A 26,800-nucleotide genomic window follows, 5' to 3' on the forward strand; every position below is an offset into this window, starting at 1 on the left:
TTAGCTTTAATTATTCAGAAGGCAGAGTGAAATAAAATGTTGTACCTTTACCAAATTCAGATTGTACCCAAATTAAACCGCCATGACGTTCGACGATTTTTTTACAGATAGCTAAACCTATACCCGTACCAGGAAATTCTTGACGGGTATGTAGCCGTTGAAAGATTTCAAAAATGCGATCGAGGTATTGCGGCTGAATACCAATACCATTGTCATGCACGGAAAAAATCCAGATGTTTTGGTAATTGGTAATTGGTAATTGGTAATTGGTAATTGGTAATTGGTGGTTGCTCCTAGTCTCCTCTGCCTCCTTGTCTCCCTTGTCGCCTTGTCCTAACCGCTCAATTCTTACGGTGCTGATATGAATTTGAGGAATTTCCTGGCGGCGAAATTTGATTGCGTTGCCGATGAGATTTTGAAATAATTGTATGAGTTGGGTTGAATCTGCATTAACTGTTGGTAAAGGATCGTAGGTAATAGAAGCATTGCTCTGGGCGATCGCAACTTGTAAGTTATCGATCGCTTGACGGAGAACAACGTTACAATCTGTAACCGCAAATGTCATAGAATTGTGACTCAGGCGGGAATAAGCTAATAAGTCGCGAATAAGCTGCTGCATCCGCATAGCTCCCTGGAGGATTTGAGTCAGGTATGCTGTAGCTGATTCATTGAGATGCACTCGATCGTCCGCTTCTAGCAGTCGAGAATAACCGATGATGGCGCGTAAGGGTTCTTGTAAGTCGTGGGAGGCTACGGAAGCAAACTGTTCTAAATCTTGATTGGAGCGCTGAAGCTCCTGATTCAGTTTTGCTAATTCAACAGTGCGTTCTTGGACTTTGATTTCTAGCTCTGCTTTCGACTGTTGTAATTCTGCCTCAAAACGTTTGCGATCGCTAATATCTGTAATTGAACCAACCATCCGTACTGGCTGTCCTGCTGCGTTCCACAATGCCTGTCCGCGTGACAACATCCACTTGTAAGTGCCATCTTTACAGCGCATTCGATACTCAGCAGCATAATATTCTGTCTGGCGATCTAGATGAGCTTGAAAAGCATTCATCATGGAGGCGCGATCGCGAGGCTCGATTAACTCAAACCATTTGGGAAAATTATCGACTTCATGCTCTAGATACCCTAACATTTCCCAACAACGGTCAGAGAGAAAGTGGCGATCGGTTGTGAGGTCGTGATCCCAAATCCCATCATTATTCCCCCTGAGAACCAGTTGCCAGCGTTCTTCGTCGCGAAGTAAAGCTGTTTCTAACTGGCGGCGTTCTGTTACTTCCTGCTGCAATTGTGCGTTGATGTGTTCTAGTTCTGCCGTGCGCTGCTGGACTCGGACATCTAATTGAGCTTTAGCTTGGGTAAGAGCAATTTCTGCGCGTTTGCGGTTGCAAATCTCTTTTTGTAGAAGAAAATAAACTCCAATCAACAAGCTCAAACTCAAGATAAAAATGAGTTCGGCTAAAAAAGTAACCTGCTGTATGCTGTTGTTTGTTACTGCTATTTGTTGCTGAAGCAGGGTTTTTTCTCTTTGCGCGATCGCCTCTAGCTTTTTCTGTATAGTATCTTGTAGCTGTATGCCGCGATCTGTTAAGCGAATTTGCGTTGTTAAATCTGACGGATGCCGATCGAAATAGGCGATCGACTGTTGAGTTATCGCTAGTCTTGCTGAAATGAGTTTTTCTAATTCTGGCAGTTCTTTTTGTACGGCTGGATAAGACAAAGTTAGTTGGTGCATAGAGGCGACTGCTGCTTTAGTTCGAGCGACTCCAGCGAAATAAGTTTTTAAATACCTTTTTTTCTGAGTAATGAGATAGCCTCTTCTCCCTCCTTCAGCAAATCTCATTTGGTCAAAAACAGTATCAAGAGTTGTTATCAGTTCATTGGTGCGCTCGCTCTTCTGGCGACTAGCTTGTAATTTGTGGATGTTTAGTAAGGAAGCTCTACCAACAAGACATAGTAGCAGCAGCGCCAAGGAAAATCCACTGGCAATAGTATATTTTTTCATTTATAAACTTCCCCTGAAACAAGTTCAGGCGGAAAGAAACAGGTTTTTATATGGATTTAGTTTTGAGGCTACAGAAAACTTTTGAAGAATATTTGAAAACTTTTAGTTTTTATTTTGGGCATGTTAGCTATAAATACATCCACTAACGTAGCTTCTGCTTTACGGAATGTCCGCTGCTCTAATGAAGACTTTAGACTAGAATTGCGCTAGAAGACTTAAAAATCAAGGAAGTATAGGAGAGTAAATTTTTTACAAGATTGGTAAAGTAATGTGAAAGCGATCGCATTTGAGTAAAAATATTGAGCGAATAGAATTCGCGGCTACACAAACTAAGTCCGCCTGCGCGGACTGAAATCAATTGAGGTTATGGTAGCCAAATGGGAGGAAAAGTATTGCCTAAATTACGTAAATTTCTGTTAAGCGATCGCATCATTTCTATATGTGGCTCGTCCGGTTCGACGGGAATAATTTCGGCTGTTGTCCCCTTGCCAAATCTTTCTATAACTAGATTTGCTGCTTCTAAACCAGTAACGTAGGCTTTTTCTTGCGACCACGAACCGTGACGGTTAATAATCCAATCGCCGCTCATAAATACATTATCTATACTCGTCTTTGCTGGTAACATATTTTGATAGCTACCAGGGGCAAAATGAGTTACGGCTCTAGATAAACGAATAATACTGCGATCGCAAATTCTAGCTGCTTGAAATTCTGGTATGCAAGTTGCTAAATAATCTTGCACCATCTGAACAATTTCCTCATCGCTCATCGGTAACAGTTGATTGGCATGATAGAAATCTACTTCAACTACTGTTTCCGGTACGTCGCGGTATTCATCATGTAAAGCATTGAGATCGAAAAACGTCCAACCCGTGGTAGCATCAAACCCAAAACAAGCATTGGAAGGACGGGGAATGTGAATTTTGCGATCGCACCATAGCCGAGTTGCTAACACATCAACCGCACCCAAATTCATTAAATTCCGAAATTCTTTGCGGTTTTGCAAGCTAGAACTACCGCTAACAATCTTCTGCATCCCGCTGACTCCTACAGCAAAGATAACAGCATCCGCCTCGAAGACTTCATCGCCGCAAACTACAGCTTTTGCCAATCCTTCACTATCGAGGAGAATATCGCTGACGCGACGGTTAGATAGAATTTTGCCTCCCGCTTGTTCGATTTGTTCTACCCAAGGACGAAAAATCTTTTCTCCTACCGTACCCCGACACCAAACCACGTCAAAATCTGGTTGGTGCGCCAAAATGAAATAATACAACATTCCCAAAGCCGCAGCCGCAGAACATTGTTCGCCTGGTGCAAATAACCCAACTAGCAGCATCGGTTCAAATGAATCGCGGTAAAGTCTAGCCGATACGCCAAAATCTTTAAACAGTTCGCGAGCTGTAACTTTATCGTAACGCTGCCAAGCCTCGTCACTATTATCGAAATCTACTACAGCATAGAGTAATGGTAAAGCACTGAGGCGATCGCTTAAAGGTAATCGTTTGAACTGGGTGTAGAGAAAAGTTCCCAGTGGTGTAGGAAGGCGCGGTAAATCTTGAAAAATTGGCGACTCTACCTCTAATCCAGCAGGGGAATATTGGGAAGAACGGGTAAAAGGCGTAAAAGGATTAATTCCTAGTTCCCGTATGAGGGAAAAGATATTGCTGTAAGGATACCAGAAACCGTGAATTCCCGCTTCTACCGATCGCCCGCCTGGAGTTTTCCAACCCGCAACCAAACCCCCAGGATAAGCACCTGCTTCTAACAGCGTTACATTGTACCCTTGTTTTGCTAGGCGATATGTAGCTCCTAATCCAGCCCAGCCAGCACCAATAACGACGACTTTCGGATTCTGTGATTCCATGCTTGAGAGTCAGCCTACGATCGCATCAACGCCTTAATCTTACCTGGATTGAGCAACCCATAGGGATCGACCATTTGTTTAAACTTCATCTGTTCTGGGTCGATAACTTTTCTGCCACCGTCTTCAATAATATATGTATGCGGATTAGCAATGAAAACCCCGTGTTCTTCGTGATAGCGGATAATTTCGTTCAGGCGTTCCTCGGTAGTATATTGCACTAATTGCAGAGCAGCGGGAACAGTTCGACCGCCAACACGGATAAATTCTAAATGCATCATCACCTCGTCGCCGAAGTAACGATACATATGGTCTACTATTTGGAGATTTTTATCGGCAGGAAACAGACTTTGTAAATAGGTAATATTAGGATTGGCACTACGAGCGTGTAAAGTAGTATGATTCCAGGTAAATTCTGCCAAGTTGAATTTCTTACCTGCATCTTGTTGCGATCGCTGATAGGTAATACAACCGCCGTATTCTTGTACCAATCCAGGTAATAATTCCAAACTCGGTTCAGCTACCATTAACAGTGCTGCGTGAGTTCCATCAGGAATGTATTGACGTGCGCCAAAATAAGAGGGAATTGACCAAGCAAAAATAGAAATAAGCTTTTTAATCATCCCATCAGCATCGCCCAAAGCCTGACCGAAATGGGCAGCCGCCATAAAACTTTCAAAAGTGACAATCACCTCAGTCCAAGGATAAGCCGCACCAAGGGGAATTTCTAATTCCGTGATAATGCCATTAATACCCCAAGCGTGGTTGACTTTGTGGATATCATCTCCCCGCAGTTCAATCGCTCTGGGTTCGTCTTCCATAGTTACGACACGAATAGCATTAATATTACCGCGATCGCGTAACTGTCCGTAATTAATCGAGCCAATTCCCCCACTCCCGCCAGCAATAAATCCGCCAATCGTCGCCGTCCGATAAGTAGAAGGAGCCATCCGCATCTCCCACCCCGTCTCTCGCGCTTTTTTGTCCAAAGCAGCTAATTTTACCCCTGCTTCTACCCGCGCTACTCCCGATTTAATCCAGTGAATTGCCTGCATCCGAGACATATCCAAAACCACGCCACCGTGGAGGGGTACGCACTGCCCGTAATTGCCCGTTCCAGCCCCCCGTATCGTCACCGGAACGCGGTATTTAACGCAGGTTGTTGCAGCCTGCATTACCTCTGCTTCTGTCGTAGGACGGACAACCAAATCCCCCTTTTTGCCATCTAACTGAGCTTGCAGTATGGGACTGAAAGTGTGGTAATCCTGAGATAACTTAGCAACTTGGTTAGGATCGCTAATAACTTCAATTCCCTGTAACTCAGCCGTCAGTGCATCCCAATCAATCATAATCAGTTATTAGTTATCAGTTATCTGTTGTCAGTGGAACCAGTGGCTGGTGACTAGTGACTAGAACTACTCGCCTATACTTAGCTCTTTGCCCCTCATAACTTTGCCGTACATTCCAAGAGCAGCCTTTGATTATCTATGGCATATGGCTGAATCTTCAATGCTTGGCGAAAAGCGCGAATTGCAGCGGCATAATTTGCTAGTGCCATTTGGCATAAACCCAGACCGTGCCAAGCACCAAAATGCATTGAGTTGAGTTTAACGACTGTCTGACAATCTACCAATGCTTTTTCGTACTGGGCAGTGAAGTAGTATAAAATAGCTCGGCGATTCCAAGCTTCGGCAAAATCTGGCTGGTCGCGAATAAGTTCTGTCAAGACTGCTTCTGCCTGCGACACTTTTCCAGCCGAGAAAAGAACTTGAGAACGTTGGATGCATTCCCAACCGTAGTCCCCTTTTTGATAAAACCAAGCTCGCCACAGCGCTTCTGTTGCTGCCTGACGCACGACTTCATCAGGATGCTTCAAGTTTTCTAAAAAAGATTGAATAGACGACTCATTCATACGTTCGTTGTCATAGCTAAGTTATTAGTTAAGTCGGATGTTAAAGGCGATCGCGGTATGACTAAGGGCTTTTACCCGTTTCCTTCAATTTTAGAATTAAGCAAGTCCTACCACTTTTTTGTACTTTTTTATACATAAATTTGAGAACTTAGTATCCTGAACCTCAGATTTAACCCAAGAGCAGCCAATTTCGTGCTATGGGTTACTATTGAACCCAAAATTCGATCGCTATAATTGAAGTTTCCCCCTTAAGGTTTGCTATTCGTAGCATCTTACTTTGTCTGGTTGCGTCACAGCCCTCTTAACCCCATTAGCAGGTAGAGCAAATACAACGATGCAAGAGCGAAAAAGTAGTCCCAGGCATATTATTCTGACTTCTCACCCGAGCAATTTTGGTTCGCAACCTATTCCGATTCGCTGGGGAGACAAAGACCCAATGCAACGGGGTCCGGTCGTGGCTACCCTTGCTAACCCAACTCACAGAAATGCGATCGGGACTCATTCAGGCGGTTATGCCGTCTATCGCGCTCTGGCTGTAGCAAGCGGGGTATTGCAAGCAGATCACCGTGCTGATTTAACAAATACTTCGCCTGTCGAGCATATTGGACCATATCCGAGTTGGTACGACCCGGAGAAAATAGTTTCGCTCGATCCGTTTGGGGCAATGGTAGGCGAGGCGTTTGCATCTTATTACCAGGAAGGATACGATATCAGACCGACGATCGCCATTACAAAAGCGCACGTTTATCTTCCAGAATTACAAGCAGCGGTGGAAAAAGGGCGGTTGGCGATCGATGGCAAGCTGCTCAAATCTAAAGGCGATGTCCTTGTCACTAAAGCAGCGATCGAACCTGTATGGTATTTACCAGGCATTGCCAAACGCTTTCAAATTTCGGAAGCAGACTTGCGCCGTGCCTTGTTCGAGCAAACGGGGGGAATGTTCCCAGAATTAGTGACGCGATCGGATTTAGAAGTATTCCTGCCACCAATTGGCGGAGTCACGGTATACATATTTGGCGATTTGGCAGCAATTACCGATCCCAATCGACCCTTGGCAGTGCGGGTTCACGATGAATGCAATGGTTCCGATGTTTTTGGCAGCGATATTTGTACCTGTCGTCCTTATCTAGTGCATGGAATTGAAGTCTGCATCCAAACAGCACAGGAAGGGGGTGCGGGAGTCATTGTCTACTGTCGGAAAGAAGGTCGGGCATTGGGAGAAGTGACGAAATTTTTAGTTTACAATGCTCGCAAGCGGCAAGAAGGAGGCGATCGCGCTGATGCTTACTTTGCCCGCACGGAATGCGTTGCTGGGGTGCAAGATATGCGCTTCCAAGAGTTAATGCCAGATGTATTGCATTGGTTGGGCATTACTCGAATCGAGCGTTTGGTATCGATGAGCAACATGAAATATGAAGCCATCACTAACTCAGGTATTGAAGTTGTAGAACGAGTACCGATTCCTGACGATTTGATTCCCCAAGACGCACAGGTGGAAATTGAGGCGAAAAAAGCTGCTGGCTACTACACTCCTGGCGCGGTACTAGATCCGTTAGGATTGGCAGAAATTAAAGGTAGAGAAATGGAATGAATTCAGAATTCGGAATTCGGAATTCGGAATTCGGAATTCGGAATTAACACCCCAAACTCGTACGGGCGGGTTTTGGCTGAAGATTTGTTGTCAAAGCCCGTAAATCTTTTGCTAAACCCGCCTCTACACCCCATATCCCATACTCTGTTCCCTGTTCCTTGACGATGAATCTTCAAACTTCGCCATCCAACCTTCAGTCTCCAGAAGAGGCGATCGCCTATTTGCGTTCTCCCAGGGCGATTCGCGATCGCTGCGGGCAGTTGTTTGAGTTGGCACGGCAAGATAAGTTGAGTCACTTCCGCTGCGATTTGTCGCAGTTGGGACGGGTGGCAGACTATGTTATTGCCGTCATGCAAGAGCAATATCCCGATGGGCAAATTCCCTTCCATAGCCGCTGGCAGCATTTTGAAGTTGGTGGAGTACCGCGTTTAGCACAGTTAGAGCGGCTGTTGGCAGGGCGATCGCCAGTCGAGCGAGCTGTGACTCGGTTCGATCTGGCGATCGTCAGCGTGCTGTTAGATGCGGGTGCGGGCGATCGTTGGTTGTATTGCGAACGGGAAACCGATTCGATCTTTCAGCGATCGGAGGGGCTAGCAGTAGCTAGTTTTCGGATGTTCTGTCAAGGTGCTTTCTCCAGCCATCCTCATCAGCTTTTACAAGTCGATGCCCAAGGATTGCAATCTCTGAGTGAAGCAACCCTAGCTCAAGGATTTCAGGTAAGTGAGGATAATCCATTGGTAGGGTTGGCAGGACGAGTAGAACTATTACAAAAATTAGGGCGATCGCTCCTCGATTTCCCGCAAATGTTCGGTGACGACAATCCCCGTCCGGGTCATCTGGTGCATTATTTATTAGAGCGATCGCACCACAAACAACTACCAGCTGCAACAGTTTTGCGTGCTGTTTTAGAAGGACTCGGCAGTATTTGGTCTGGCAGAATTGAAATAGCCGGAGTTAACCTCGGCGATGTCTGGCATCATCCTGCTTTAGCAGGGAGCAGGGACGAGCAGGGACGAGCTGGGACGAGCTGGGGGACAAGAGAGCAGAGGGGCAGAGGGAGCAACTACCAATTCCCAATTCCCAATTCCCAATTCCCAATTCCCAATTCCCTCGTACCATTTCACAAACTCTCGCAATGGTTGACTTATTCTCTTTTGGAGCCACTACAAGAACTCGGTTTAGAAATTACAGGACTTGACGACCTGACCGGATTACCAGAATATCGAAATGGTGGTTTGTGCCTGGATCTCGAACTGCTACAAGCCAAACACTCAGATATTTTCCACTACGCCCACTCAGTGGACTCGGAAGTCGTTGTCGAGTGGCGAGCATTAACTGTGATTCTATTAGACCAAATTGCTGCAACGATCCGCCAGCAGTTGGAAATGGATGCTAAGCAGCTGCCTTTAGTCAAAATTTTGCAAGGCGGAACTTGGAGCGCCGGACGGCGGATTGCTGCCGAACTCAGACCGAATGGAGTTTCCCCCATTCAGTTACAGAGTGACGGTACGGTGTTTTAGCGAAATACTAAGCGCTGCAACAAAGTTTTCAAAAATATGCCGAGCTGAAATTGATAAAATTCGATCGCTAACCAACAAATTGTTAATAAGTGTGACAAAAAGGTGAGCCAAATCCAAGCATACGGTAGCCAATATAAAGGAGTATCTGGGAGTGGCGGAAAGATATAGACGGTCAGCCCAACTATAGCTGTTGGTACTGCTACGAGAGCGATCGCGGCTAGAGTATAACCCCAGCCAAATTCTACGCCGTCATAATAAGCTTCTATCCACCTTCTGCCATTCCAACGCCAGACTAGCGGTGGTTGACAGGAGAGCATTTTCAACTGCTGTCTTTCTACATCAGTTTCAAAAATCTGCTGGCAGCAGTCGCAAGCCATCGCTTCCATTAAAGGCATAGCTTGAACCTTGCCCAGGCGACAGGCTGGGCAGGGATAAATGCTGTTAGAGTTCAACTGCATCATCGCTGTCAGGAAACTACATCTTTCCAAGTTAGCAGTTATTAGGGAGCAGGGAGCGCACGAGCAGTGACCAGTGACCAGTAACCAGTTATCAATGACTAACAACCAACAACCAACGAGCAACTACCAACTACCACCGATCGATGACAAATGACAAATGACCAACTACCAGTTAAAACTTATAACTCAATACATGAATAGCAGTTCCGTCCTTGGGTAAGTCGGCAGGTTTAATCGTTAAGCTATCGCTTTGACTGCGACGGATGGGAGTTCCTTCCATCAATGACAAAAATTCATCTAACGGCACGATGTCGCAGGCAGCAGGATCGGCGGCTTGGGTACGATAGTGCGTCGGAATGACTAACCTGGGATTGATAGTTTTGACGGCTGCTTGAGCTTCTTGAGGGTTATAAGCTTTAGCACCACCCCCCACTGGCACTAGTAACACGTCGGGACGACCTATGAGGATTTTTTGTTCGATTGTAATTGGTGCAGCAGCTCCCCCTAAGTGCAAAATCCTAATCCCGCCTTGCGTCCACAGCCATGCTACGTTAGTACCAAATCTTCTCCCCTTTTCGCGATCGTGGTCGATCGCAATTCCTTGGATCTGCGTTCCTTTAAATTGGTATACTCCAGGTTCAAAGATCAGCTGGGGATTGCCAGGAACTTCTTCTACTGCCCCTTCATCCAATAATTGACTGCTAATTAAAACCAAATCTGTTTCTACTTTCGGTGGTCTGTATCCCGCCGCACAGCCTAGCTGCCGAAAAGGATTGACCAGAATTCGCGCCCCACCACCAGTAAATAGAAAACAAGTATGACCCAACCATCGTACCGTTAACCCGCTACCAGTTTGGGCTACAGCAGGCTGAGATTTTGCTGCAAGCGTCACTGCTAAGGTAGAAAGTAGCCCCGCTCCAGCATAGCCAATCAACTGTCGTCGTTTCATTGCTTCTCCGTTCACTCCACTAGTGAGACGGCAGTTGTTTCAGGAAGTTGCGCAGCAATTGCTTTCCTGAAGTTGTGAGGACGCTTTCTGGGTGAAACTGGACTCCTTCAATGTGAGGATATTGCCGATGTCGCACTCCCATAATTGTCCCGTCCTCAACCCAGGCGGTAATTTCTAACACGTCTGGGCAGGTCTGCCGTTCGATCGCTAAACTATGATAGCGGGTTGCGGTCAACGGATTTTCTAAATCTTTAAATACGCCTACTCCCGTATGGGAAACTGATGAAGTTTTACCATGCATCAATTCAGGTGCAGAGACAACTTTACCACCAAAGACTTGTCCGATGCTTTGATGCCCCAAACATACGCCCAATATCGGTGTATTCTCGCCTAACTGCGCGATCGCCTCTAGAGAAATTCCTGCATCTTCTGGGCGACCTGGACCTGGAGAAATCACAACCCCATCTGGCTGCAACTCGCGGATCTGCTCGATTGTAATTTGGTCGTTACGATAAACTCGAATCTCTGCTGCAACTGGGAACTCTGCCCCTAACTCACCTAAGTACTGCACTAGGTTATAAGTAAAACTGTCGTAGTTATCAATAACTATAATCATTTTTGAGTAGTGCGTGAAGAAGGGGTGTAGGGTGTAGGGTGTGGGGTGTAGGGTGTGGGGTGTGGGGCGTGGGGTGTAGGGTGTGGGATTTTTGCTCCCTCAACTCCCGAGAGCATCATAAGCTCTCTTCTCCCCCTTGTCCCCCTTGTCTCCCTTGTCCTTATTCCTATTGTCAATTTAAATATGAAACAATTAGTCTCACAAGGGGAGGTAACAAAAGAGCGGCGGCGACTAAAAGGGCAGCGATAGCCGAGATTAACACTGCTCCGGCGGCGCAGTCTTTAGCAATTTTAGCGAGTTCGTGATATGTCTGCTTTACCGTCAAGTCTACAACAGACTCGATCGCGGTGTTTAGTAATTCCATCACTAGCACTAAGCCGCTAGTCAGCGTAATCACAGCTATTTCGACCAAAGGCAAACGTAATAATAAGCCCAGAAAGACAGCAAGAGTTCCTATACAGATATGGATGCGGAAGTTGCGTTGAGTTTTAAACGCATAAGCAATGCCACTCCAAGCATATTTGAAGCTCACTAATAAGTTGGAGGCGACTTGCCAAGAGAAATTTCGCTGAATTGGAACCACTTTTTCTGTTCTACTAGGCGTTGAGGTCGAAACTTTTTGGGTCATAGATGGCAAACATCAATAATTTTTGGTTTTTATATCTAGCCGAGTTACAGCCTACTACTTGCTTAATTTGTCAATTTCCACAGACAGTTTAATTTAGACATATCTCATCTAGCGAGACCATATTAGTAACAAATTGTCGCGATCGCGCTGTGCCAATATTTACAATTACAATCTTGCCCAGTTTAATCAAGATTGACATCAAGACCAACTATCCTTAGTAGCAAAGTTTGCTGTTCCAACATCTCTGATAAGCTTTCCTCATCTGGGTGATCCCAACCTAAAAGGTGTAAAAGACCGTGAGCGGCTAACCAAGCCAGCTCTGTCGATAGCGAATGTGCTTGTTGTTGTGCCTGCTTGCTAGCGGTATCAATTGAGATCGCAATATCGCCTAAGTACAGAGGTAAAAGCGATCGCAACTCCTCTAACTGCGGTACGTCCGTTTCCAGTGCAGCAAAGGCTAAAACGTCCGTGGGCTTATTTTGCTGCCGATACTGCGAGTTAAGTACTTGAATTTCTGCATCATCCGTTAGACGTAAACTCAGTTCGTAACTGTCAGCAGAAGGAAGCTGAGAAGATAAACTCTCTAGCCAGCACTCAAACCATTTTTGCCAAGTTTGAGCATCAACTGCTGGCTTCATTCCAGAAGCTTCAGTAAAACAGTCTTGCACGCAGACTTCGACTTGTACGCCGGAATTTTCTGTATTCCTGGTTGTCATTATCTAGTTATGTAAGCTAAACCCACCAGTAAAGACAATAATCCTATAGTTGTGAGGGCAAAATGTTTCAGAGAAGTCCCCCGCTTTTTCACCATGTTGCGCATAGCGAGTTTTACATAACTCGGTCGAGGCTCATTGGCAACTTCATTCGCTACATGAGGGGGCATGGTTGTCGCTTCCGTGGATTGTGCCTCGGCAGTTTTCGTCGTGTCAGGTGAATTCTCCATGAGATTGACCCTAAAGTTTTGCTAGGTTCTTTCTCAAATGTAACAGTTTGTTGCACCAATAATGTAGTCCGTACCAGGGTTAATAGCTGAGAAACAAGCGCAAATCGCTTTGCGCTCGTTCCCAATCTTTGTCTAAGTTTCTAAAGATTGCCGTTTATACTAACTACAGCGATCGCTCCCATTCGCCATTAGACAAGCAATGTTATTACTAATGTTATTACTAATGTTGTTACTTGCGTCCGACAAGTACCTGCTGGCGCTCGGTTACTTCCTCAGTGTGAACCTCCTCACCATAAACTTCTAATAAACGATAGCGAACCCGATCGGAAATTTTAGCTAGCCCACCGCCTCCGTGAGTATCTGATGGTTTCAGCGTATTTCGGGTAATCCCGAAAAAGTGAGTCACAAAACGGTGATGCACTGGTTCTGGTAGTCCTACAAAAAACATCAGCCTTTCGTACCGAAGGTATTCAAATATTTTGGCTCCGGTATCGTAAAATATCGCAGCGGGTTTCAAAGCATGGCAAGAGCGTCGCAACTCAATTGGTCCTTTCTTGAATATTCTGTGGAGTAGCTTGAAGCGCGATCGCAGTTTATTAAAAGGTGACAGCAATGAGTATTCATTGTCTAGGTAAAAATCTACAAATGACTTTCCATGCCTAAGTGCTTCTCGAATAGGGGCTACCTTAAGGAGAGTTAGCGGTATCCAAGGACGTTCGTGATAGAGAGCATTTTCTAAAGCGGTTCCCTGAAAAGCTGGTTCTTCCAGCCAACTTGGTCCATTGGTAAAGCCACAACCAAAAACCTGCGGTTCGTCAATATAATCTTTGAAAAAGCTAACTATAGCGGAATCCTGAATTTCCAGATCCGAATCAACTAATAAAACTTTTTCTGCGGCAATATGATTAAAAAGCCAGTCTAAAGTTTGACCGTGAGGGCGTAAGGGAGCGGTTAAAATATCAAAATCATACCGCTTCATCAAAGCTAGAAAATGTTTTAAGCTACCATCAGTTGACTCGCAGTCGATCAACAGTACGGGCATTTTTGCATGACGAATAACAGAAAGTAAAGCTAAGGTTGTAACTAGTTTTGTATTGAAATTAATAATAACTGCTCTTTCTGTTACAGCAGGTAGCTCGGATAAACTTTGAATTAGCACGATGATTGTCCTAAAATAATTTTTTTGTGTCTTAGCGTGGAGCCAATAGCATCAACAGCACGTGAGAAAATGGATTTTTGTAGCTATTTATTGCAATAATTATGAAGCTTAAAATTCAGCAGAGCAATATGGAAAAATTCAGCAAAAAAGTTCAGGGTAAATACAGCAATCCTATTTGATTCATGAATATGGAGCAGGCTAGAAGCTTGCTTCACAAATCATTTAGAACTGCTATAGTTGGTAAAATTAAAAGAAAAAGCTAAGGACTGTAAACAGCAAAACCATTTTGGTTTTTCTCCTCCAGTTTCCTCAGCTTTCTTGTTTCTGCTTTGGGTCTTGCTTGTTCCTTAACTAGCCACTAGTTGTTTCTCCTGGCGTAGATAAGACTCAATAAAGGTATCGAGTTCGCCATTCATTACGTCGGTAATTGCTGTTGTTTCTAGGTTTGTCCGCAAATCCTTCACCATCTGATATGGATGGAAAACGTAGTTGCGAATCTGAGTTCCCCAGGCTGCTTCTACCATATCGCCGCGAATTTCAGCGATTTCTTGAGCGCGTTGTTCTTGGGCAATAATTAACAGCTTGGCTTTGAGGATCGCCAGGGCTTTCTCTTTATTTTGTAACTGCGATCGCTCTTGGGTACAGCGGACGGCAATTCCCGTAGGAATGTGGAGAATGCGCACGGCTGTTTCTACTTTGTTGACGTTTTGTCCTCCCTTACCACCAGAGCGAGTGGTAGTAATTTCTAAATCTTTATCTGGAATTTCCAACTGTACGGAAGTATCGATTTGGGGCATCACTTCCACACCAGCAAAGCTAGTCTGTCGTTTACCGTTAGCGTTAAACGGAGAAATCCGCACCAAACGGTGAGTTCCTTTTTCGCCTTGTAAATAGCCGTAGGCATAGCGACCGGAAATTTCTAAGGTAGCGGATTTAATTCCCGCTTCATCTCCTTCCGAAATCTCATCGAGTTGGACTTTATAGCCGCGATCTTCCGCCCAACGAGTATACATCCGCAGTAGCATTTCCGCCCAGTCTTGAGCATCAGTTCCACCCGCCCCAGCGTTAATTGTCAAAATTGCGCCTTTGTCATCGTAGGGACCAGATAACAACTGTTGCAACTCCCATTGGTCGAGTTCGCGGTTGAGGCTGGTAACGTTTGTCTCAGCCTCTTGCAGCAGAGATTCGTCCGTTTCGAGTTCCAGTAGCTCTAGCACGGCTTTGGTATCTTCTAGGCTACCTTGCCAGCGATCGTATTGCTGGATATGAGTTTTCAGGTCGTTGAGTTCCTGAAGTGTTTGCTGTGCTTTGGTTTGGTCGTTCCAAAACTCCGGTTGGGCAGCAATTTGTTCTAAATCTTGAATTTTTGCCGTCAGTGCGGGGATGTCAAAGATAGTCCTGGGTTTTACCCAGGCGATCAGACAACTTTTCAACTTCGCGCTTGATTTCTAGTGCTTCCATATAGGTTTCGAGTAGCGATCGCTCACTGAGTGATAGGGTACATTAACAACGCACCCTACTTGTATTGATGATTTTAACTAGAGTTGATAGCGGTTTTCAATTGAGTAAAACACACGATCTGTAGGGGCGCTTTCTCTGTGCGCCCCTACAAATGTCATGCACGCAATCGAGAATTGCTATGAAAACCTTTGGGGCAACAACCAAAAAAACCGTGGCTTGAGGTTAAACCACGGTCTTGCTGTAGAGACGTTACATGTAACGTCTCTACAGTTCATTTAATGTCTCTACTAGTCGCGGCTATTCAAGGCAATCAACAACCGCAAGATGAAAATAAACAGGTTGATGTAAGTCAGATACATCGACAGCGCCGCAGGGAGATATTGGTCGTTGCGGTAGGTACGAGGCAGAACGTAGAAATCTACGACTGCTGCACCAACGAATAGACACACGCCAATGCCTGAAATTGCAATTTCTAACCAAGTCGGCGTATAGATGCCAAACAGAGCAAACAGAAATTGTGCCAAACAGACGACCACTAGGGCAATGACTCCCAGGCTGACTGTTTTCGTCAATGCCATGCCGTCCTGTTCTGACAAGTTAGAACCAATTTGACGTGCCGCAATAAAGGTGACACCGCAGCCGAGGGCAGCAAACCCCACACCTGCAATACCTACGCCTTGGGTTCTTAGTGCCATAAAGACGATGCCGCTAAGAGTATAGCCAGTTAGCAAGCTATATGTTGCTAGTAGAGGCAGGGCAACGCGATTATTACCTTTCTCGGCAACGTTCATCGCCACGAAGAACAAAATCAGTTCCAAAATGACCGCACCAATAAACGTAGGGAAGAATAACCCTGGATTGGCACGGATGACACTTAGACCACCGTAGGTTCCCAGTGCTGTTAGTACCAGCCCGCCACCTAGATAAGGCAGGGCGTTAGCAATAACGTTTGGACCTACTATGGCGCTAGTTTTAGCTTGACGAATTGCTTCGCGAAAATTGCTAGTGCTACTCATGGAATTTTTTCTTAATTTTTTAACGGGTTGTGTGAGAGCAACGATATGGTGACATATGCCTATTTTGGCTTAAACCTCTAACAGTTAACCAGGGTGAGACTAGCAGCAGAAATCTAAATCTAATCTTAAAATATTTAGCATTCTCAGCCAGTCAACTCAGCAGATCTACGGAGAAAATTCACCGCAATCTGCTAATCTCCTCATAAATTCAGTAAGAACGACATGGTTTGAGAAGCCTTCTCCACCGACAATAATTTTCAGCTTTGATTAAAGATTTTCCACCACCTGTTAATTCCCATTAGGGAAGCTTAGATCGCTGTTGAGGATTTTTATGTCGATAACTCATACTAGAGGCTGCTCTAATGGGATAGAGCTATTAATTGCTTATTATCAACATCCTTCGATTGCCTTACGCAATAAACTTGTAAGTATGCACACTGGTTTGGTGCGAAAGATGGCGCATCAATTTAGCCGCCAATGTACCGAACCATATGAAGATTTAGAACAAATCGGTTACTTTGGTTTGATTCGTGCTATCGAGCGCTTCAACCCTTATCAAGGTTATGCTTTTAGTTCTTTTGCCATTCCTTATATTCGAGGTGAAATTTTACATTTCTTACGCGATCGCACGGGAGTTGTCAAAATTCCCCGTCGTTGGCAAGAACTTCACAATCAAGGACAAAAGGCTCGTAAAGATCTAACATTAACTCTCGGTCGCACTCCTACAGATATAGAAATTGCTGAAGAATTGAATGTTGCAATTCAAGAATGGTTAGAGAGTAAGCTCGCTTTCCAAAATCGAATTGTCTTAAGTTTGGATAGTACAGTTATTCAACATCTCGATTGCCAAATTAAATTAGCTGATGCTTTACCTGACCAGCGCTCTACTAGCTTGCAACAACAGGAAGAAGATCGCCAACAATTGCAAGGAGCAATGAATCAGCTGGAAGAAAAAACTCGTAAAGCTGTAGAATTTGTTTTCTTAAAAGAGTTTTCTCGTAAAGAGGCTGCTAAACGAATTGGTATTAGTCCAATGACTGTAACTCGATATCTTCAAAAGGGCAAAGAACAGTTATTTTCTTTGCTTCAACCTCAAATTGCTCAAACTAGAGCATGATAATTTATAATTCGTAATTCGCAATTCGTAATTATGAATTGAATAAACGTCCGATAAATTCAAACTGTAACACCAAAACCATAAAGCTTATGAACTCCATCGATTCAGCGTTGGTAGATCGTTTTCCTCAGCCGATGGAAACTGAAGGTATTAAGTTGGATAACCGAAAAGGTGTCAAGTTTAGTGGTAAATGGGTACAAGTTGAGAACTTACAGAAAAATGACTCAAAGCAACTCGATCGCGTTGTAAATTTCTCTTTAAAACACGAGGAAAAAGAAATTGTTAATGAATTGTCTAACGATCCATTATTAAATTTGCTTTGTCTATTAGTTGAAGCCGGTCGAGAAATTCCTGACGATCGCTGTCAGCTCTACCGCGAAGGACTAGAAATTTTATTGAATCAATGGGATGAAGCTTATCACATTCCAGGCGATCGCTTCTACAAAAATTTGTCCGTACAGCACAAACAAGACTTGTTAAGTAAAATTGCTTTGGCTACATTTGAAACTGGAGGTAAGTTTAGCAAACAGGATATTGAAAAATCTATTACCGAATATATATGTAACCTGCCAAAAGCACCTACTAGTCCGGAACTCTTGCAACTTACGACTGAGGCGCTACTAAAGTCTATTCAATATCAACACCAGTTATTTGTTGAGTCCGCTCCAGAGGTTTATTCTTTCTCCGATAGCAGATTTCACGAGTATTTTATAGCGCGAGAAATAGCCGATCCTTCTCATCCTCAAAGAGCAGAACAAGCTTTAAGAAATTTAGCTGCTCGGATTTCAGAACCACGCTGGCACGAAGTTTTTGTCTTCGTTGTTGGCATGTTGCGAAATGCTGACTATTTTCTCAGCTTGATGAAGCAACAAGCTGACGCGATCGCCGGAGTCGATCCAGAATTATCGCGCTTTCTTTTCTGGCTGGAGCGCAAGTCACATCATCTGAGCAAACCTCAGTTTAAACCAGCTGCTTTCCGTGCCTTTTATTTAGAATTTATCCTCGATCTTAAATCAGATTCTCTCCAAGACGATCGCACCGATCGCCATCTTCATCTATCTGATATCGATGCTTCGAGTTACGAGCTGATAAATTTTCCTTTTACTTGCCAGCAAAAAGCTATTCTCAAACAATATTACGATGTCAATCAACTCATACTTGATTGCTTGCGCCAAGCACAATACATGACGCGGAGCTTACGTACAGAAATTGAAGAGACACTTTTAGTTCCTTCATATTTAAGCTGTCCGATCGAAACTGCGATCGCTTAATATAAATACCTAACATAAATTTCTTGTAGGGGCGCACAGAGAAAGCGCCCCTACAATGTTGTCACGATCTAGCAGGTTTATGGTAATGTTAGAGCTGAAGATCGCACGGCAAAAATCGCTAGATGACTAGTGAAGCAGATTTATTGCTAAGACAAGGTATTTCTCAATACCAAACAGGTGAATTTGAGCTGGCATTGCAGTCTTGGCAACAAGCATTAAATCTTTATCGCAGCAGCCAAAATTTCAAGCGCGAAGGTGCGGCTTTAGGGAATTTGGGCGCAGCTTATCAAGCTTTAGGAAACATACCCCAGGCGATCGTCTGCTTTCAACAACATTTGGAGATCGCCCAGAAAACTCAAGATGCAACTGGCGAAATGAATGCTCTTGCCAATATTGGTAATGCTTATTTGGCATCAGCAGAATATGTGCGTGCAATCGAGTACTGGCAAAAACTATTGGCGATTGTACCAGCACAAGGCGATCGCCTACAGGAAGGACAGATCTTAAATAGCCTGCGACAAGCATACACTAGTTTAGGAGAATTGACCCAGGCGAGCAAATATCAACAGCAACAGTTGGCGATCGCGCGGGAATTACTCAACTCGGCAATCGCGACAGACTTTGTTTCTAGTCTAGAAGCGATCGGTTTAGATCCTACACAAGATTTAGTCGGAGCCGATCTCAGTCAATTCGATCTTCGTAATGCTAGCTTGAGTCGCGCTAATTTAGAAGGGGCAAATTTGAGTGGTGCTGACTTGACATTAGCCGATCTGAGTCGCGCTAATTTGAGTGGTGCTTGTCTTGTGCGTGCCAAACTCAGTAATGCCAATCTTCGCGATGCGAATCTCAGTCATGCCGATCTGAGCGATGCAGACTTACGCGCAATTCTACCCCGCGTGAATTTAAGCAGTGCGAATCTCAGCCGGACAAATTTATCGAGTGCCTATCTTCAGAATGCTAACTTACAGGGGGCAAATTTAAACGATACGTTATTGCAACAAGCAGATTTAAATGGCGTGAATTTCAGCCATGCAAATTTGAATGCAGCTAATCTCACCCGTGCAGAATTGAATCAGGTAAAAGTAGAAACAACACGCTTTGTCAATGTTGTTGGAATTTCAGCGCAGATGAAACTTGAGTTTCAGCAACAAGGCGCAATTTTTGAGGACTCTACGGGCGATCACCAGCCAATCTCAACTTAGATTTAAACAGCGATCGCACCATCATATTTAATCTTAGATTTAAGGTGTAGGGGCTAAATCTTGCTCCGTTGAATTACTACCAGGTGTAGGGGCTAAATCTTGTTCCGTTGTCTGTGCTGCTGCTGGTTGCGGTTCGCGTACTTCCCAACGGCATTGTTTTTGTTCTGGCTGCTGATAGTTAACCGCCATTGTAAACGAGCGTGTAGCGGCGCGGTTCTTGTCGAAATTTACATCAGCCCGCGTGTAGTTTTTTCCAGCGATCGCCGTCCACTGTAATATCTCGTTGGCATACGCTCCATCGGGAACGAAGCGCATTTTGTATTTTACTTGGTCTGGAGAGTCTCCCGATCGCACGAATAGCAATCCCTGAGCGATGTCTGCCGATCGTTCCAAGACATCAGCAGAGATAAAGCTACATCGATCGCCTTCGTCTCCCTCCACCAGCGCTAAGAAAGAACGGTCAGAGCTAGTTTCTACTTGTTGGGCTGGCGTTTCTCGATCGGAAAAGACGACTAAGGCGATCGCTAAGATTGGTAAGATAGCTGCTTTCATAACTCCTCATCCCTCAAAGCACTCAGACGCAACTGATTTGTTATATAGTACAGCGAATTTGCTCTCTGGGACTGGCAATATTTGAGCGATCGAGAAAGAAGTTAGAAACTACAAGTCAAAACACGCTTCTGCATTATCCATATTTTCTATCTCTTTTCATTGATTCTTAATAAATTATCGCCTTTGCTCTTAACTTTATAGAGCTAAAACTATCTACAGCGATCGTTCCTAAAATTGTGAATTGCTGATTAATAATGTGTTAATGGTGCAGTTTTTTCATTGCGCGCGACCTGCATTGCCGATTACTTATTATTTAACTGTGAATCAATTGATATGTTTAAATTCATAAAATTATGTTTCCTAAAATCTCTCTTTGGCTAGTTGGAATCTCAATATTTATTATTTTTACTGCTCTGTATTTAGGCTTTTCCTGGTTGTCTTTACAAATTAGTTCGCCGCAAAAACCACAAGTTATCCAAGTTTTAGCCAGAATTGAAGTTGCCAAGCAAAGAATTTACTTAGAAGTTCCTCAAACCCCAGAACAAGAAGCACAAGGCTTAATGTATCGTACTATAATTCCCAGGAGTAGGGGAATTTTATTTGAATTCGATCCGCCTCAAACGATCGAATTTTCCATGCAAAACATTTTTGTACCAGTCGATACAATTTTTCTGAGAAATACGGAAATTCAGCAAATTCAAATAGCTGTTCCTATCTGTAACGAAGTCAATTGCCCTATATATAGCTCAAAGGTAAAAGTAGACCAAATGATTCAGTTGCAGGCTCGAAGAACTTTAGAGCTAGGTTTAAAAATAGGCGATCGCCTACCAATCGAGTTTCTCGACTTAGATACTAAAACTTTTCGCCGATCTTAGCTTAATAAAACTTAACGCCCGTTCTTTTGTTTTAGATAAAAGATTTAAGTAAGAGTTAATTTAAACTATTTACAAGAACGATTTTTGGTTAAGAAATTAGTCGATTTCCGGTTAAAAAGTCGAATAGATTCGGTTAAGAAATCGTTAAAGCGAGGGCTTTATGTTAACTGCGACCCAGAAGAAGTACTGGAAGATTTCAGCTAATAATGCTTTTTGCATAGTTACATTGGTGAGCGGTCTGCTTTTACTAATAATTCAAGCTCAAATTGAAAAACAACCACAATCTCTACCTGTAAGTGCGAAAGCGCAAATTTCTGGACAAGAAATTGAGTTGGAGGTTGCCCAAACAGCGCAGCAACAATCTCTGGGACTGATGTATCGTGGCGAACTGTCCCAGACAAGAGGAATGCTGTATACTATCGATCCGCCTCGCCCAGTTAAAGTCTCAATGCAAAATATGCACTTCCCTGTGGATGTTGTCTATTTGCAAAACGGACAGATCGCAGCCATTCAAGTGGAGGCAAAGCCTTGCGATGCAATTGCTTGCCCTACATATAGCTCCAAGTCAACGGTAGATCAAATGATTCAGCTACGAGGTGGCACGACAGCAACATTAGGGCTAGAGGTAGGCGATCGCGTCCCAATTCAGTTTCTCTAACGATGAACCCCCTAGAGCTTAGCTGATGCAGCCAACTAACTCGTTACCTGTCAAAATCACTTTGCTAGTTGTCAGTACGCTGACTGTGATGGCGGGTGCAACAATTGCACCTTCGCTACCAGCAATGAAACAGCACTTTAGCACCATACCGAATGCAGATTACTGGGTAAGGTTGATTTTGACAGCTCCAGCCCTATTTATTGCCTTGGCTGCGCCCTTTATTGGTGCGACGATCGATCGATTGGGACGCAAACCCGTGTTGATCGTTGCCTTACTCGTATACGGGCTAGCAGGTAGTTCGGGGCTGTGGTTGAATGCGATCGGCTTTATTCTGTTCGGACGAGCGCTATTAGGTTTGAGCGTGGCTGGGGTGATGGTAACGGCGACGGCGTTGATTGCAGATTACTACACGGGGAAAGAGAGAGGGCAGTTTTTGGGTATCCAAGCTGCTTTTATGGCATTAGGAGGAGTTATTTTCCTGACTTTAGGGGGCTTTCTTGCCGATATCAATTGGCGGATGCCCTTTTTTATCTACTTAATTGCTCTAGTTTTAGTCCCGTGCGTCGTGTTATTGCTACCGGAACCGAATCGTACAGCTAAGGGTGCTGGGGCTAATGTTGCAGACGAACCAACCAGCTTGGCGACTGGTTTAGTGGTATTGACTTATGCGATCGCCCTAATCTCGCAAATTGTATTTTATCTAATTCCCGTCCAACTCCCCTTTTACTTACAGCAATTACTCCAAGCAAGCAGTTCTCAAAGCGGGTTAGCGATCGCCCTTGCCACTGGGTGTTCTGCGGTTAGCTCGTTATTGTACCAGCGCGTCAAAGCCCGCCTCAGCTTTATTAGCATTTATGGCATTGCTTTTTTAAACATGGCACTAGGATATGAATTGATCAGTTTTGGCGCAGGTTATGCGGTGATTCTACTAGGATTAGCGATCGCGGGTCTGGGTTTGGGTTTACTCATGCCAAATATGAACTTTTGCCTGACTTCAATCGCTCCTGGTGTAGCCCGTGGGAGAGTTTTAGGTGGGTTAACAACTAGCTTTTTTTTGGGACAATTTCTCTCACCCCTCGTCAGTCAGCCTTTGACTAATTTCGTAGGAATAGCTGTAACTTACAGAACTGCTGGAATCGTGATGGGGATAATGGCTATAGCTGCCTTAGTATTTTTGATGCGGGCTAAAACAGCGGGAAATGCTAGCTAGGAATTGATTCTCACCACGCCGGATCGAAATAAAGATCGATCGTTAACTGTTCTTGTCCCGGAGGAACGGCAGTAATACAAGCGCACACTGTATTGTCCCCATCAATCTCGACTTCGCAAGCGTGACAGGAACCCATCATACAGCCCGTGGGGATGATAACCCCCGCTCGGTCTGCTACATCTAACAATGGTTCTCCGACTGTGGCTTCTACAGTGACATCATCGGGTAAAAAATTGACTCGCACAGTCATAATTCCTAACTTTAAGGCGACAGAACAGAAGATAAGTCTAGATGGGTTTCGACCATACCTGCTAGGGAGTCGAGCATTGCTTCTCGCTGCTCGCGATAATTAGAGATACCTGTAGGCAGAGATTTGAGTCCCCTTTGTTGCCGCAGGCGATTTAACCAAGCCCTCCGCCAAGGTCCATTATCGAAAATTCCGTGCAGATATGTTCCCCAGATTGATTGACTACTATCTACCATGCCAAGACCGGTATCGTCAAACAGGGGTTGATAGTCGTTGGCTTGGGCGGGGGGTAATTCCACTAAACGCGATCGCCCTTGGTGAATTTCATACCCCGATACGGGCAATCCTGACTGCGGAAAATTCGATATGACTTGACGCTGGCGAGCAACTTTATGCATTGTGATTGCCGTTCTGATTGGCAGCAATCCTAAACCTGGATACCTACCAGCTTCGCCCTCTAGCCCTTCTGGATCGGCTAGCTGTTGCCCCAGAATTTGGAAGCCACCGCAGATACCTAAAACCGTTCCCCCAGCCGCCGCATAGTTTTGAATTGACTTTGCCATCCCGGTTTTATGCAGGACGAGTAAATCGGCGATTGTGGTTTTCGTTCCTGGGAGAATCACTGCATCTGGATGTCCTAGTTCGTGTTTGGGGCTGAGATATCTCAAACCAATACAGGGTTCCGATTCTAACGGATCGAAGTCGGTAAAGTTAGAAATTCGCGGCAGGCGAATTACGACAATGTTGAGTTCGCCTTTAGCCCGAGAGGGCTTGCGTTCAAACAAATCGAGGGAATCTTCGGCGGGGAATGAATGATCCAGCCAGGGAATGACACCAATGACGGGGATTCCCGTCCGTTCTTCCAGCCACTTAATGCCCGGTTCTAAGATCGATCGCTGTCCGCGAAATTTATTGATGATAATCCCGCGCACTAAACTGCGTTCCTCTGGTTCGAGTAATTCTAGCGTGCCTACGACATGGGCAAAAGCACCACCGCGATCGATATCTACGACTAGTAACGTTGGCGCGTTCAAATACTTGGCGATCCGCATATTTGCTAAATCGCGATGCTTGAGATTAATTTCTGCCGGACTGCCTGCCCCCTCGCACACGATCATGTCAAATTCTGCTGACAGATGGCGCAGAGATTCTTCAATTGCCTGCCATCCTAGTTGAAAAAATTGCTCGTAGTAGTCTGCTGCGTTGACTCTGCCCACAGCCTTGCCTTTGAGGATCACCTGAGAAGACATATCTCCTTGGGGTTTGAGCAAGATTGGGTTCATCTCTACCATTGGAGCAACGCCAGCCGCCCACGCTTGCACCGCTTGGGCATAGCCAATTTCGCCACCATTAACGGTAACGTAAGCATTCAGCGCCATATTTTGTCCTTTAAAGGGGGCTACGCGCCAGCCACGTTTGGCTAAAATGCGACAAATTGCAGCTGCGATTGTTGATTTTCCAGCATGGGATGTCGTTCCCACGATCATGATTGATTTCATATGCGGCTATCGGCTTGAGCAGGTAAAGGCAGAAATTTCAGACCGAGATGGGTTTCTGTGTTTATTTTTCCCCTTTTTTGCTGATTCTTAACTTTTGCGCTGACAAATTTAAGACATTCACCTAAAAAGGTAGCCGCAGCCAGCGACTCAGGGTATTGTAAAGGCGATCGCGCCACGTTGGAGTATCCCACTTACCATGCTGAGCGTATCGCTCTACTAGCTGTCTGCCCAGAGGCGTGAGCCGAAAACTATCTGTGATTCCCTGTCCGTCTACCTCGCGCCGCAATACACCGACTTGAATCAGCCAAAAGAGTTCGTTGTCTACTGCAAGTTCTGTTAAAGGACGCTGAGTATAGCCTTTTTCCATGCCAGAACTGCCTGCGATCGCCATAACTGGTACGCTTTGAGCTATCATTGCCTGAAATAAGTGTAAGTTAAAGCTAGAACAAATCAGCGCCCGACGCGCCCGCTCTAAGGTACGGTTGGGATAGAAAAATGGTTTAGTGTTGCTAGTATTCGCATGAGTCATTTTGGTATTTGTACCTTACAGTCACTCTGCCTGAAAAACGATTTTTGAAACTTCTAAATATCTTAATTATTACAGGTATTGGTCATTTGTCATTGATAATGACCCATAAAATAAGGTGGGCAATGCCCACCCTACATCGAATTCTTAATTCCTCTCTATTGTCCGGCTTTTGCCATATCTCCTCGTTTAAAGCCCACACCGTTTGTAACTTTACCAGTGGCAAATCCCTGACCGACTTCTGTTAATTCAATCGTGCCAATTGGCGAAGTTAAGGCGCGCAGAGTCTTACCAGTTTCAGGATCTTTAATTTCTTTGGCTACTCGCTCGATTGAGATTTTCATCCCGGTTTTTAAACCTGCTTCCTGTCCTTTGTTAATCGTGACTAAATTATTAGTGACATCAGCTACTACAGCATTAACATTTGGTGTAAACGAAGCTGCTGTCGTAACTTTGGCAGCAGAGGCAACAATTTCTCGCGTAATTTCACTCACAGCAAGTTCTGCGGCTGCACTCAATAAAGTTTCAGGATCGGCATTTTTCGACTCGTGATAAATACCACCCACATTTAAAGCTTTGCTTTTTTTATCAACTTCTCCTTTACCTTGAGTTGCAGCGAGAATTTCTGCGGTCGTCGTGCTGACGAGCCTAGCATCAATTTGCACGATCGCCCGACTTTTTTGTTTCGCCGAACAAACTCCAAAAACGCAAAAGCCGTTACCAGAATTATTTTCTTCAATATTAAATTGAGTTACCGCACCAATTACGACAGCATCAACTCCCAAAACCCTACCAATTTGAGCAGCGGTTTCTGGATTTATCCGTCCCGAAGCACCTAAGTCTTGTTCTTGTAAAATAGCGTCAATTTTACTACGCTCGATAACACTATAAGAACCATCTTTAACTAATGCATTTGCGATCAAATTACTCACTCCTTGGGCTGGGCTAGCACCACCAAAGATATTTGCAAAATTAACACTGCCAGTATCGGCAAAATCAAAATCTAGGACAGCAACTCGCTGGCGTTGAGGTGCTTGGGTTTGGCTATTTTCAGTCAGAATAGGAGTTTGAGCATTAACTATAGGTATCAGCAGAGATAAATTAGCCGTACTCAATAAACTAAAAAGACATAACAAATTCAGCGAACGAGTCGCTAATTTTACATGAGTTTGCATATTTTTTCGATTAGCAATAAAACTGTGGCAAAAAAATATCCTAGTTAACTGTAGAACCTACTATTTTGCAGATATCTTACAGATGGATAATCGCGATTATATCCAGGCGATCGCTGTTTTTCCCGTAGTATATCTACTTAAAGTTTAAGTATTCAAATCTATGAATAATGTATTAAGAGCAATTAGTATTGAATCTCTACTGTATAAATTTGTATTTCAGATACAGCCATGTGTCAGCAGATAAACGCAGACGAGTGCCATGTGGTTCGGGCTAACTCAGTCAAATTTTTGCAAAGCTATAGCAAAGATACTGAAGTTTGTTGCTACAGTAAAATTAAAT

Annotated in this window: 27 protein-coding genes; 8 read left to right on the forward strand and 19 right to left on the reverse strand. The window is 44.4% G+C overall.

Annotation, left to right across the window (positions count from 1 at the left end):
• Positions 1–10: 10 nt before the first annotated feature.
• From DSM107010_RS13030 to DSM107010_RS13045, 4 genes are all read right to left on the reverse strand, one after another.
• Positions 11–2,011, reverse strand: a complete 2,001-nt coding sequence (locus tag DSM107010_RS13030) for an ATP-binding protein (protein ID WP_127023108.1) — start codon at positions 2,009–2,011, stop codon at positions 11–13.
• 364 nt (positions 2,012–2,375) lie between these two features.
• Positions 2,376–3,878, reverse strand: coding sequence for a hydroxysqualene dehydroxylase (locus DSM107010_RS13035; protein WP_106168474.1), 1,503 nt, complete (start codon positions 3,876–3,878; stop codon positions 2,376–2,378).
• 14 nt (positions 3,879–3,892) lie between these two features.
• A complete protein-coding gene (locus DSM107010_RS13040; protein WP_106168473.1) occupies positions 3,893–5,224 on the reverse strand; it encodes an FAD-binding oxidoreductase in 1,332 nt (443 codons plus the stop codon).
• Positions 5,225–5,319: 95 nt separating this feature from the next.
• Positions 5,320–5,787, reverse strand: a complete 468-nt coding sequence (locus DSM107010_RS13045) for a tetratricopeptide repeat protein (RefSeq protein ID WP_015157466.1) — start codon at positions 5,785–5,787, stop codon at positions 5,320–5,322.
• Between the two features lie 334 nt (positions 5,788–6,121).
• Here DSM107010_RS13045 and DSM107010_RS13050 point away from each other — a divergent pair, with 334 nt between their 5' ends.
• Both DSM107010_RS13050 and DSM107010_RS13055 read left to right on the forward strand, forming a co-directional pair.
• Positions 6,122–7,378: a GTP cyclohydrolase II gene (locus DSM107010_RS13050; RefSeq protein ID WP_106168472.1), complete on the forward strand. Its 1,257-nt coding sequence runs from the start codon at positions 6,122–6,124 to the stop codon at positions 7,376–7,378.
• 164 nt (positions 7,379–7,542) lie between these two features.
• Positions 7,543–8,898, forward strand: coding sequence for a URC4/urg3 family protein (locus DSM107010_RS13055; RefSeq protein WP_106168471.1), 1,356 nt, complete (start codon positions 7,543–7,545; stop codon positions 8,896–8,898).
• On the opposite strand, the gene DSM107010_RS13060 is transcribed toward DSM107010_RS13055, so the two are convergent.
• The 10 genes from DSM107010_RS13060 to DSM107010_RS13100 form a co-directional block, all read right to left on the reverse strand.
• Positions 8,895–9,359 (reverse strand): hypothetical protein, encoded by a 465-nt coding sequence (locus DSM107010_RS13060; protein WP_015157463.1) that lies wholly within the window; start codon positions 9,357–9,359, stop codon positions 8,895–8,897. The two genes, DSM107010_RS13055 and DSM107010_RS13060, sit on opposite strands and share 4 nt — an antisense overlap.
• A gap of 169 nt (positions 9,360–9,528) precedes the next feature.
• A complete protein-coding gene (locus DSM107010_RS13065; protein ID WP_106168470.1) occupies positions 9,529–10,305 on the reverse strand; it encodes an MBL fold metallo-hydrolase in 777 nt (258 codons plus the stop codon).
• Positions 10,306–10,324: 19 nt separating this feature from the next.
• Entirely contained in the window at positions 10,325–10,921 is a 597-nt protein-coding gene (locus tag DSM107010_RS13070; protein ID WP_015157461.1) for an anthranilate synthase component II, read from the reverse strand.
• Positions 10,918–11,040 (reverse strand): hypothetical protein, encoded by a 123-nt coding sequence (locus DSM107010_RS42210; RefSeq protein ID WP_277871321.1) that lies wholly within the window; start codon positions 11,038–11,040, stop codon positions 10,918–10,920. Before DSM107010_RS42210 ends, DSM107010_RS13070 begins: the two co-directional genes overlap by 4 nt.
• A gap of 53 nt (positions 11,041–11,093) precedes the next feature.
• Positions 11,094–11,549 carry a diacylglycerol kinase family protein gene (locus DSM107010_RS13075; protein ID WP_015157460.1) on the reverse strand — a complete coding sequence of 152 codons (456 nt, stop codon included), beginning with the start codon at positions 11,547–11,549 and terminating at the stop codon, positions 11,094–11,096.
• Between the two features lie 182 nt (positions 11,550–11,731).
• Positions 11,732–12,265, reverse strand: coding sequence for an rRNA maturation RNase YbeY (gene ybeY, locus DSM107010_RS13080; RefSeq protein ID WP_106168938.1), 534 nt, complete (start codon positions 12,263–12,265; stop codon positions 11,732–11,734).
• A complete protein-coding gene (locus DSM107010_RS13085) occupies positions 12,265–12,492 on the reverse strand; it encodes a DUF3285 domain-containing protein (RefSeq protein WP_015157458.1) in 228 nt (75 codons plus the stop codon). Before DSM107010_RS13085 ends, ybeY begins: the two co-directional genes overlap by 1 nt.
• Positions 12,493–12,721: 229 nt before the next feature.
• Complete coding sequence (locus tag DSM107010_RS13090; protein ID WP_106168937.1) at positions 12,722–13,651, reverse strand: hypothetical protein; 930 nt, start codon at positions 13,649–13,651, stop codon at positions 12,722–12,724.
• A gap of 347 nt (positions 13,652–13,998) precedes the next feature.
• Positions 13,999–15,112 (reverse strand): peptide chain release factor 2 gene (prfB, locus tag DSM107010_RS13095; RefSeq protein ID WP_127023111.1). Its coding sequence is split into 2 segments (ribosomal slippage): positions 13,999–15,039 and positions 15,041–15,112, totalling 1,113 coding nucleotides; the frame shifts between segments, so codons are not numbered across the junction.
• Positions 15,113–15,399: 287 nt separating this feature from the next.
• Complete coding sequence (locus tag DSM107010_RS13100) at positions 15,400–16,128, reverse strand: Bax inhibitor-1/YccA family protein (protein WP_015157456.1); 729 nt, start codon at positions 16,126–16,128, stop codon at positions 15,400–15,402.
• 331 nt (positions 16,129–16,459) lie between these two features.
• Between DSM107010_RS13100 and DSM107010_RS13105 the strand changes: the two genes are divergently transcribed.
• The 3 genes from DSM107010_RS13105 to DSM107010_RS13115 all read left to right on the forward strand — a co-directional run bounded on the left by DSM107010_RS13105 (position 16,460) and on the right by DSM107010_RS13115 (position 19,718).
• On the forward strand, positions 16,460–17,245 hold the full coding sequence (locus DSM107010_RS13105; protein WP_015157455.1) for an RNA polymerase sigma factor SigF: 786 nt from the start codon (positions 16,460–16,462) through the stop codon (positions 17,243–17,245).
• An 89-nt stretch (positions 17,246–17,334) separates the two neighbouring features.
• Positions 17,335–18,516 carry an NACHT domain-containing protein gene (locus DSM107010_RS13110; RefSeq protein ID WP_127023114.1) on the forward strand — a complete coding sequence of 394 codons (1,182 nt, stop codon included), beginning with the start codon at positions 17,335–17,337 and terminating at the stop codon, positions 18,514–18,516.
• Between the two features lie 122 nt (positions 18,517–18,638).
• Positions 18,639–19,718, forward strand: a complete 1,080-nt coding sequence (locus tag DSM107010_RS13115; protein ID WP_106169789.1) for a pentapeptide repeat-containing protein — start codon at positions 18,639–18,641, stop codon at positions 19,716–19,718.
• A 39-nt stretch (positions 19,719–19,757) separates the two neighbouring features.
• Here the strand turns inward: DSM107010_RS13115 and DSM107010_RS13120 are convergent, their stop codons facing one another.
• On the reverse strand, positions 19,758–20,270 hold the full coding sequence (locus DSM107010_RS13120) for a hypothetical protein (RefSeq protein WP_015157452.1): 513 nt from the start codon (positions 20,268–20,270) through the stop codon (positions 19,758–19,760).
• Between the two features lie 353 nt (positions 20,271–20,623).
• Here DSM107010_RS13120 and DSM107010_RS13125 point away from each other — a divergent pair, with 353 nt between their 5' ends.
• The 3 genes from DSM107010_RS13125 to DSM107010_RS13135 all read left to right on the forward strand — a co-directional run bounded on the left by DSM107010_RS13125 (position 20,624) and on the right by DSM107010_RS13135 (position 23,013).
• Positions 20,624–21,145 (forward strand): DUF192 domain-containing protein, encoded by a 522-nt coding sequence (locus DSM107010_RS13125; protein WP_015157451.1) that lies wholly within the window; start codon positions 20,624–20,626, stop codon positions 21,143–21,145.
• Positions 21,146–21,305: 160 nt separating this feature from the next.
• On the forward strand, positions 21,306–21,803 hold the full coding sequence (locus DSM107010_RS13130) for a DUF192 domain-containing protein (protein WP_106169792.1): 498 nt from the start codon (positions 21,306–21,308) through the stop codon (positions 21,801–21,803).
• A gap of 25 nt (positions 21,804–21,828) precedes the next feature.
• On the forward strand, positions 21,829–23,013 hold the full coding sequence (locus DSM107010_RS13135) for an MFS transporter (RefSeq protein ID WP_106169795.1): 1,185 nt from the start codon (positions 21,829–21,831) through the stop codon (positions 23,011–23,013).
• Positions 23,014–23,023: 10 nt separating this feature from the next.
• Here DSM107010_RS13135 and DSM107010_RS13140 read toward each other — a convergent pair whose 3' ends face one another.
• The 4 genes from DSM107010_RS13140 to DSM107010_RS13155 all read right to left on the reverse strand — a co-directional run bounded on the left by DSM107010_RS13140 (position 23,024) and on the right by DSM107010_RS13155 (position 26,460).
• Positions 23,024–23,263 (reverse strand): 2Fe-2S iron-sulfur cluster-binding protein, encoded by a 240-nt coding sequence (locus DSM107010_RS13140; RefSeq protein ID WP_015157448.1) that lies wholly within the window; start codon positions 23,261–23,263, stop codon positions 23,024–23,026.
• Positions 23,264–23,274: 11 nt separating this feature from the next.
• Positions 23,275–24,759 carry a cobyric acid synthase CobQ gene (cobQ, locus tag DSM107010_RS13145; RefSeq protein WP_127023117.1) on the reverse strand — a complete coding sequence of 495 codons (1,485 nt, stop codon included), beginning with the start codon at positions 24,757–24,759 and terminating at the stop codon, positions 23,275–23,277.
• 121 nt (positions 24,760–24,880) lie between these two features.
• Positions 24,881–25,288, reverse strand: a complete 408-nt coding sequence (locus DSM107010_RS13150; protein WP_106171661.1) for an Npun_F0494 family protein — start codon at positions 25,286–25,288, stop codon at positions 24,881–24,883.
• A gap of 155 nt (positions 25,289–25,443) precedes the next feature.
• Positions 25,444–26,460, reverse strand: a complete 1,017-nt coding sequence (locus tag DSM107010_RS13155; RefSeq protein WP_127023120.1) for a CsgG/HfaB family protein — start codon at positions 26,458–26,460, stop codon at positions 25,444–25,446.
• Positions 26,461–26,800 lie beyond the last annotated feature (340 nt).

The organism is Chroococcidiopsis cubana SAG 39.79, from assembly GCF_003991895.1.
GTDB classification, from domain to species: Bacteria; Cyanobacteriota; Cyanobacteriia; order Cyanobacteriales; family Chroococcidiopsidaceae; genus Chroococcidiopsis; species Chroococcidiopsis thermalis.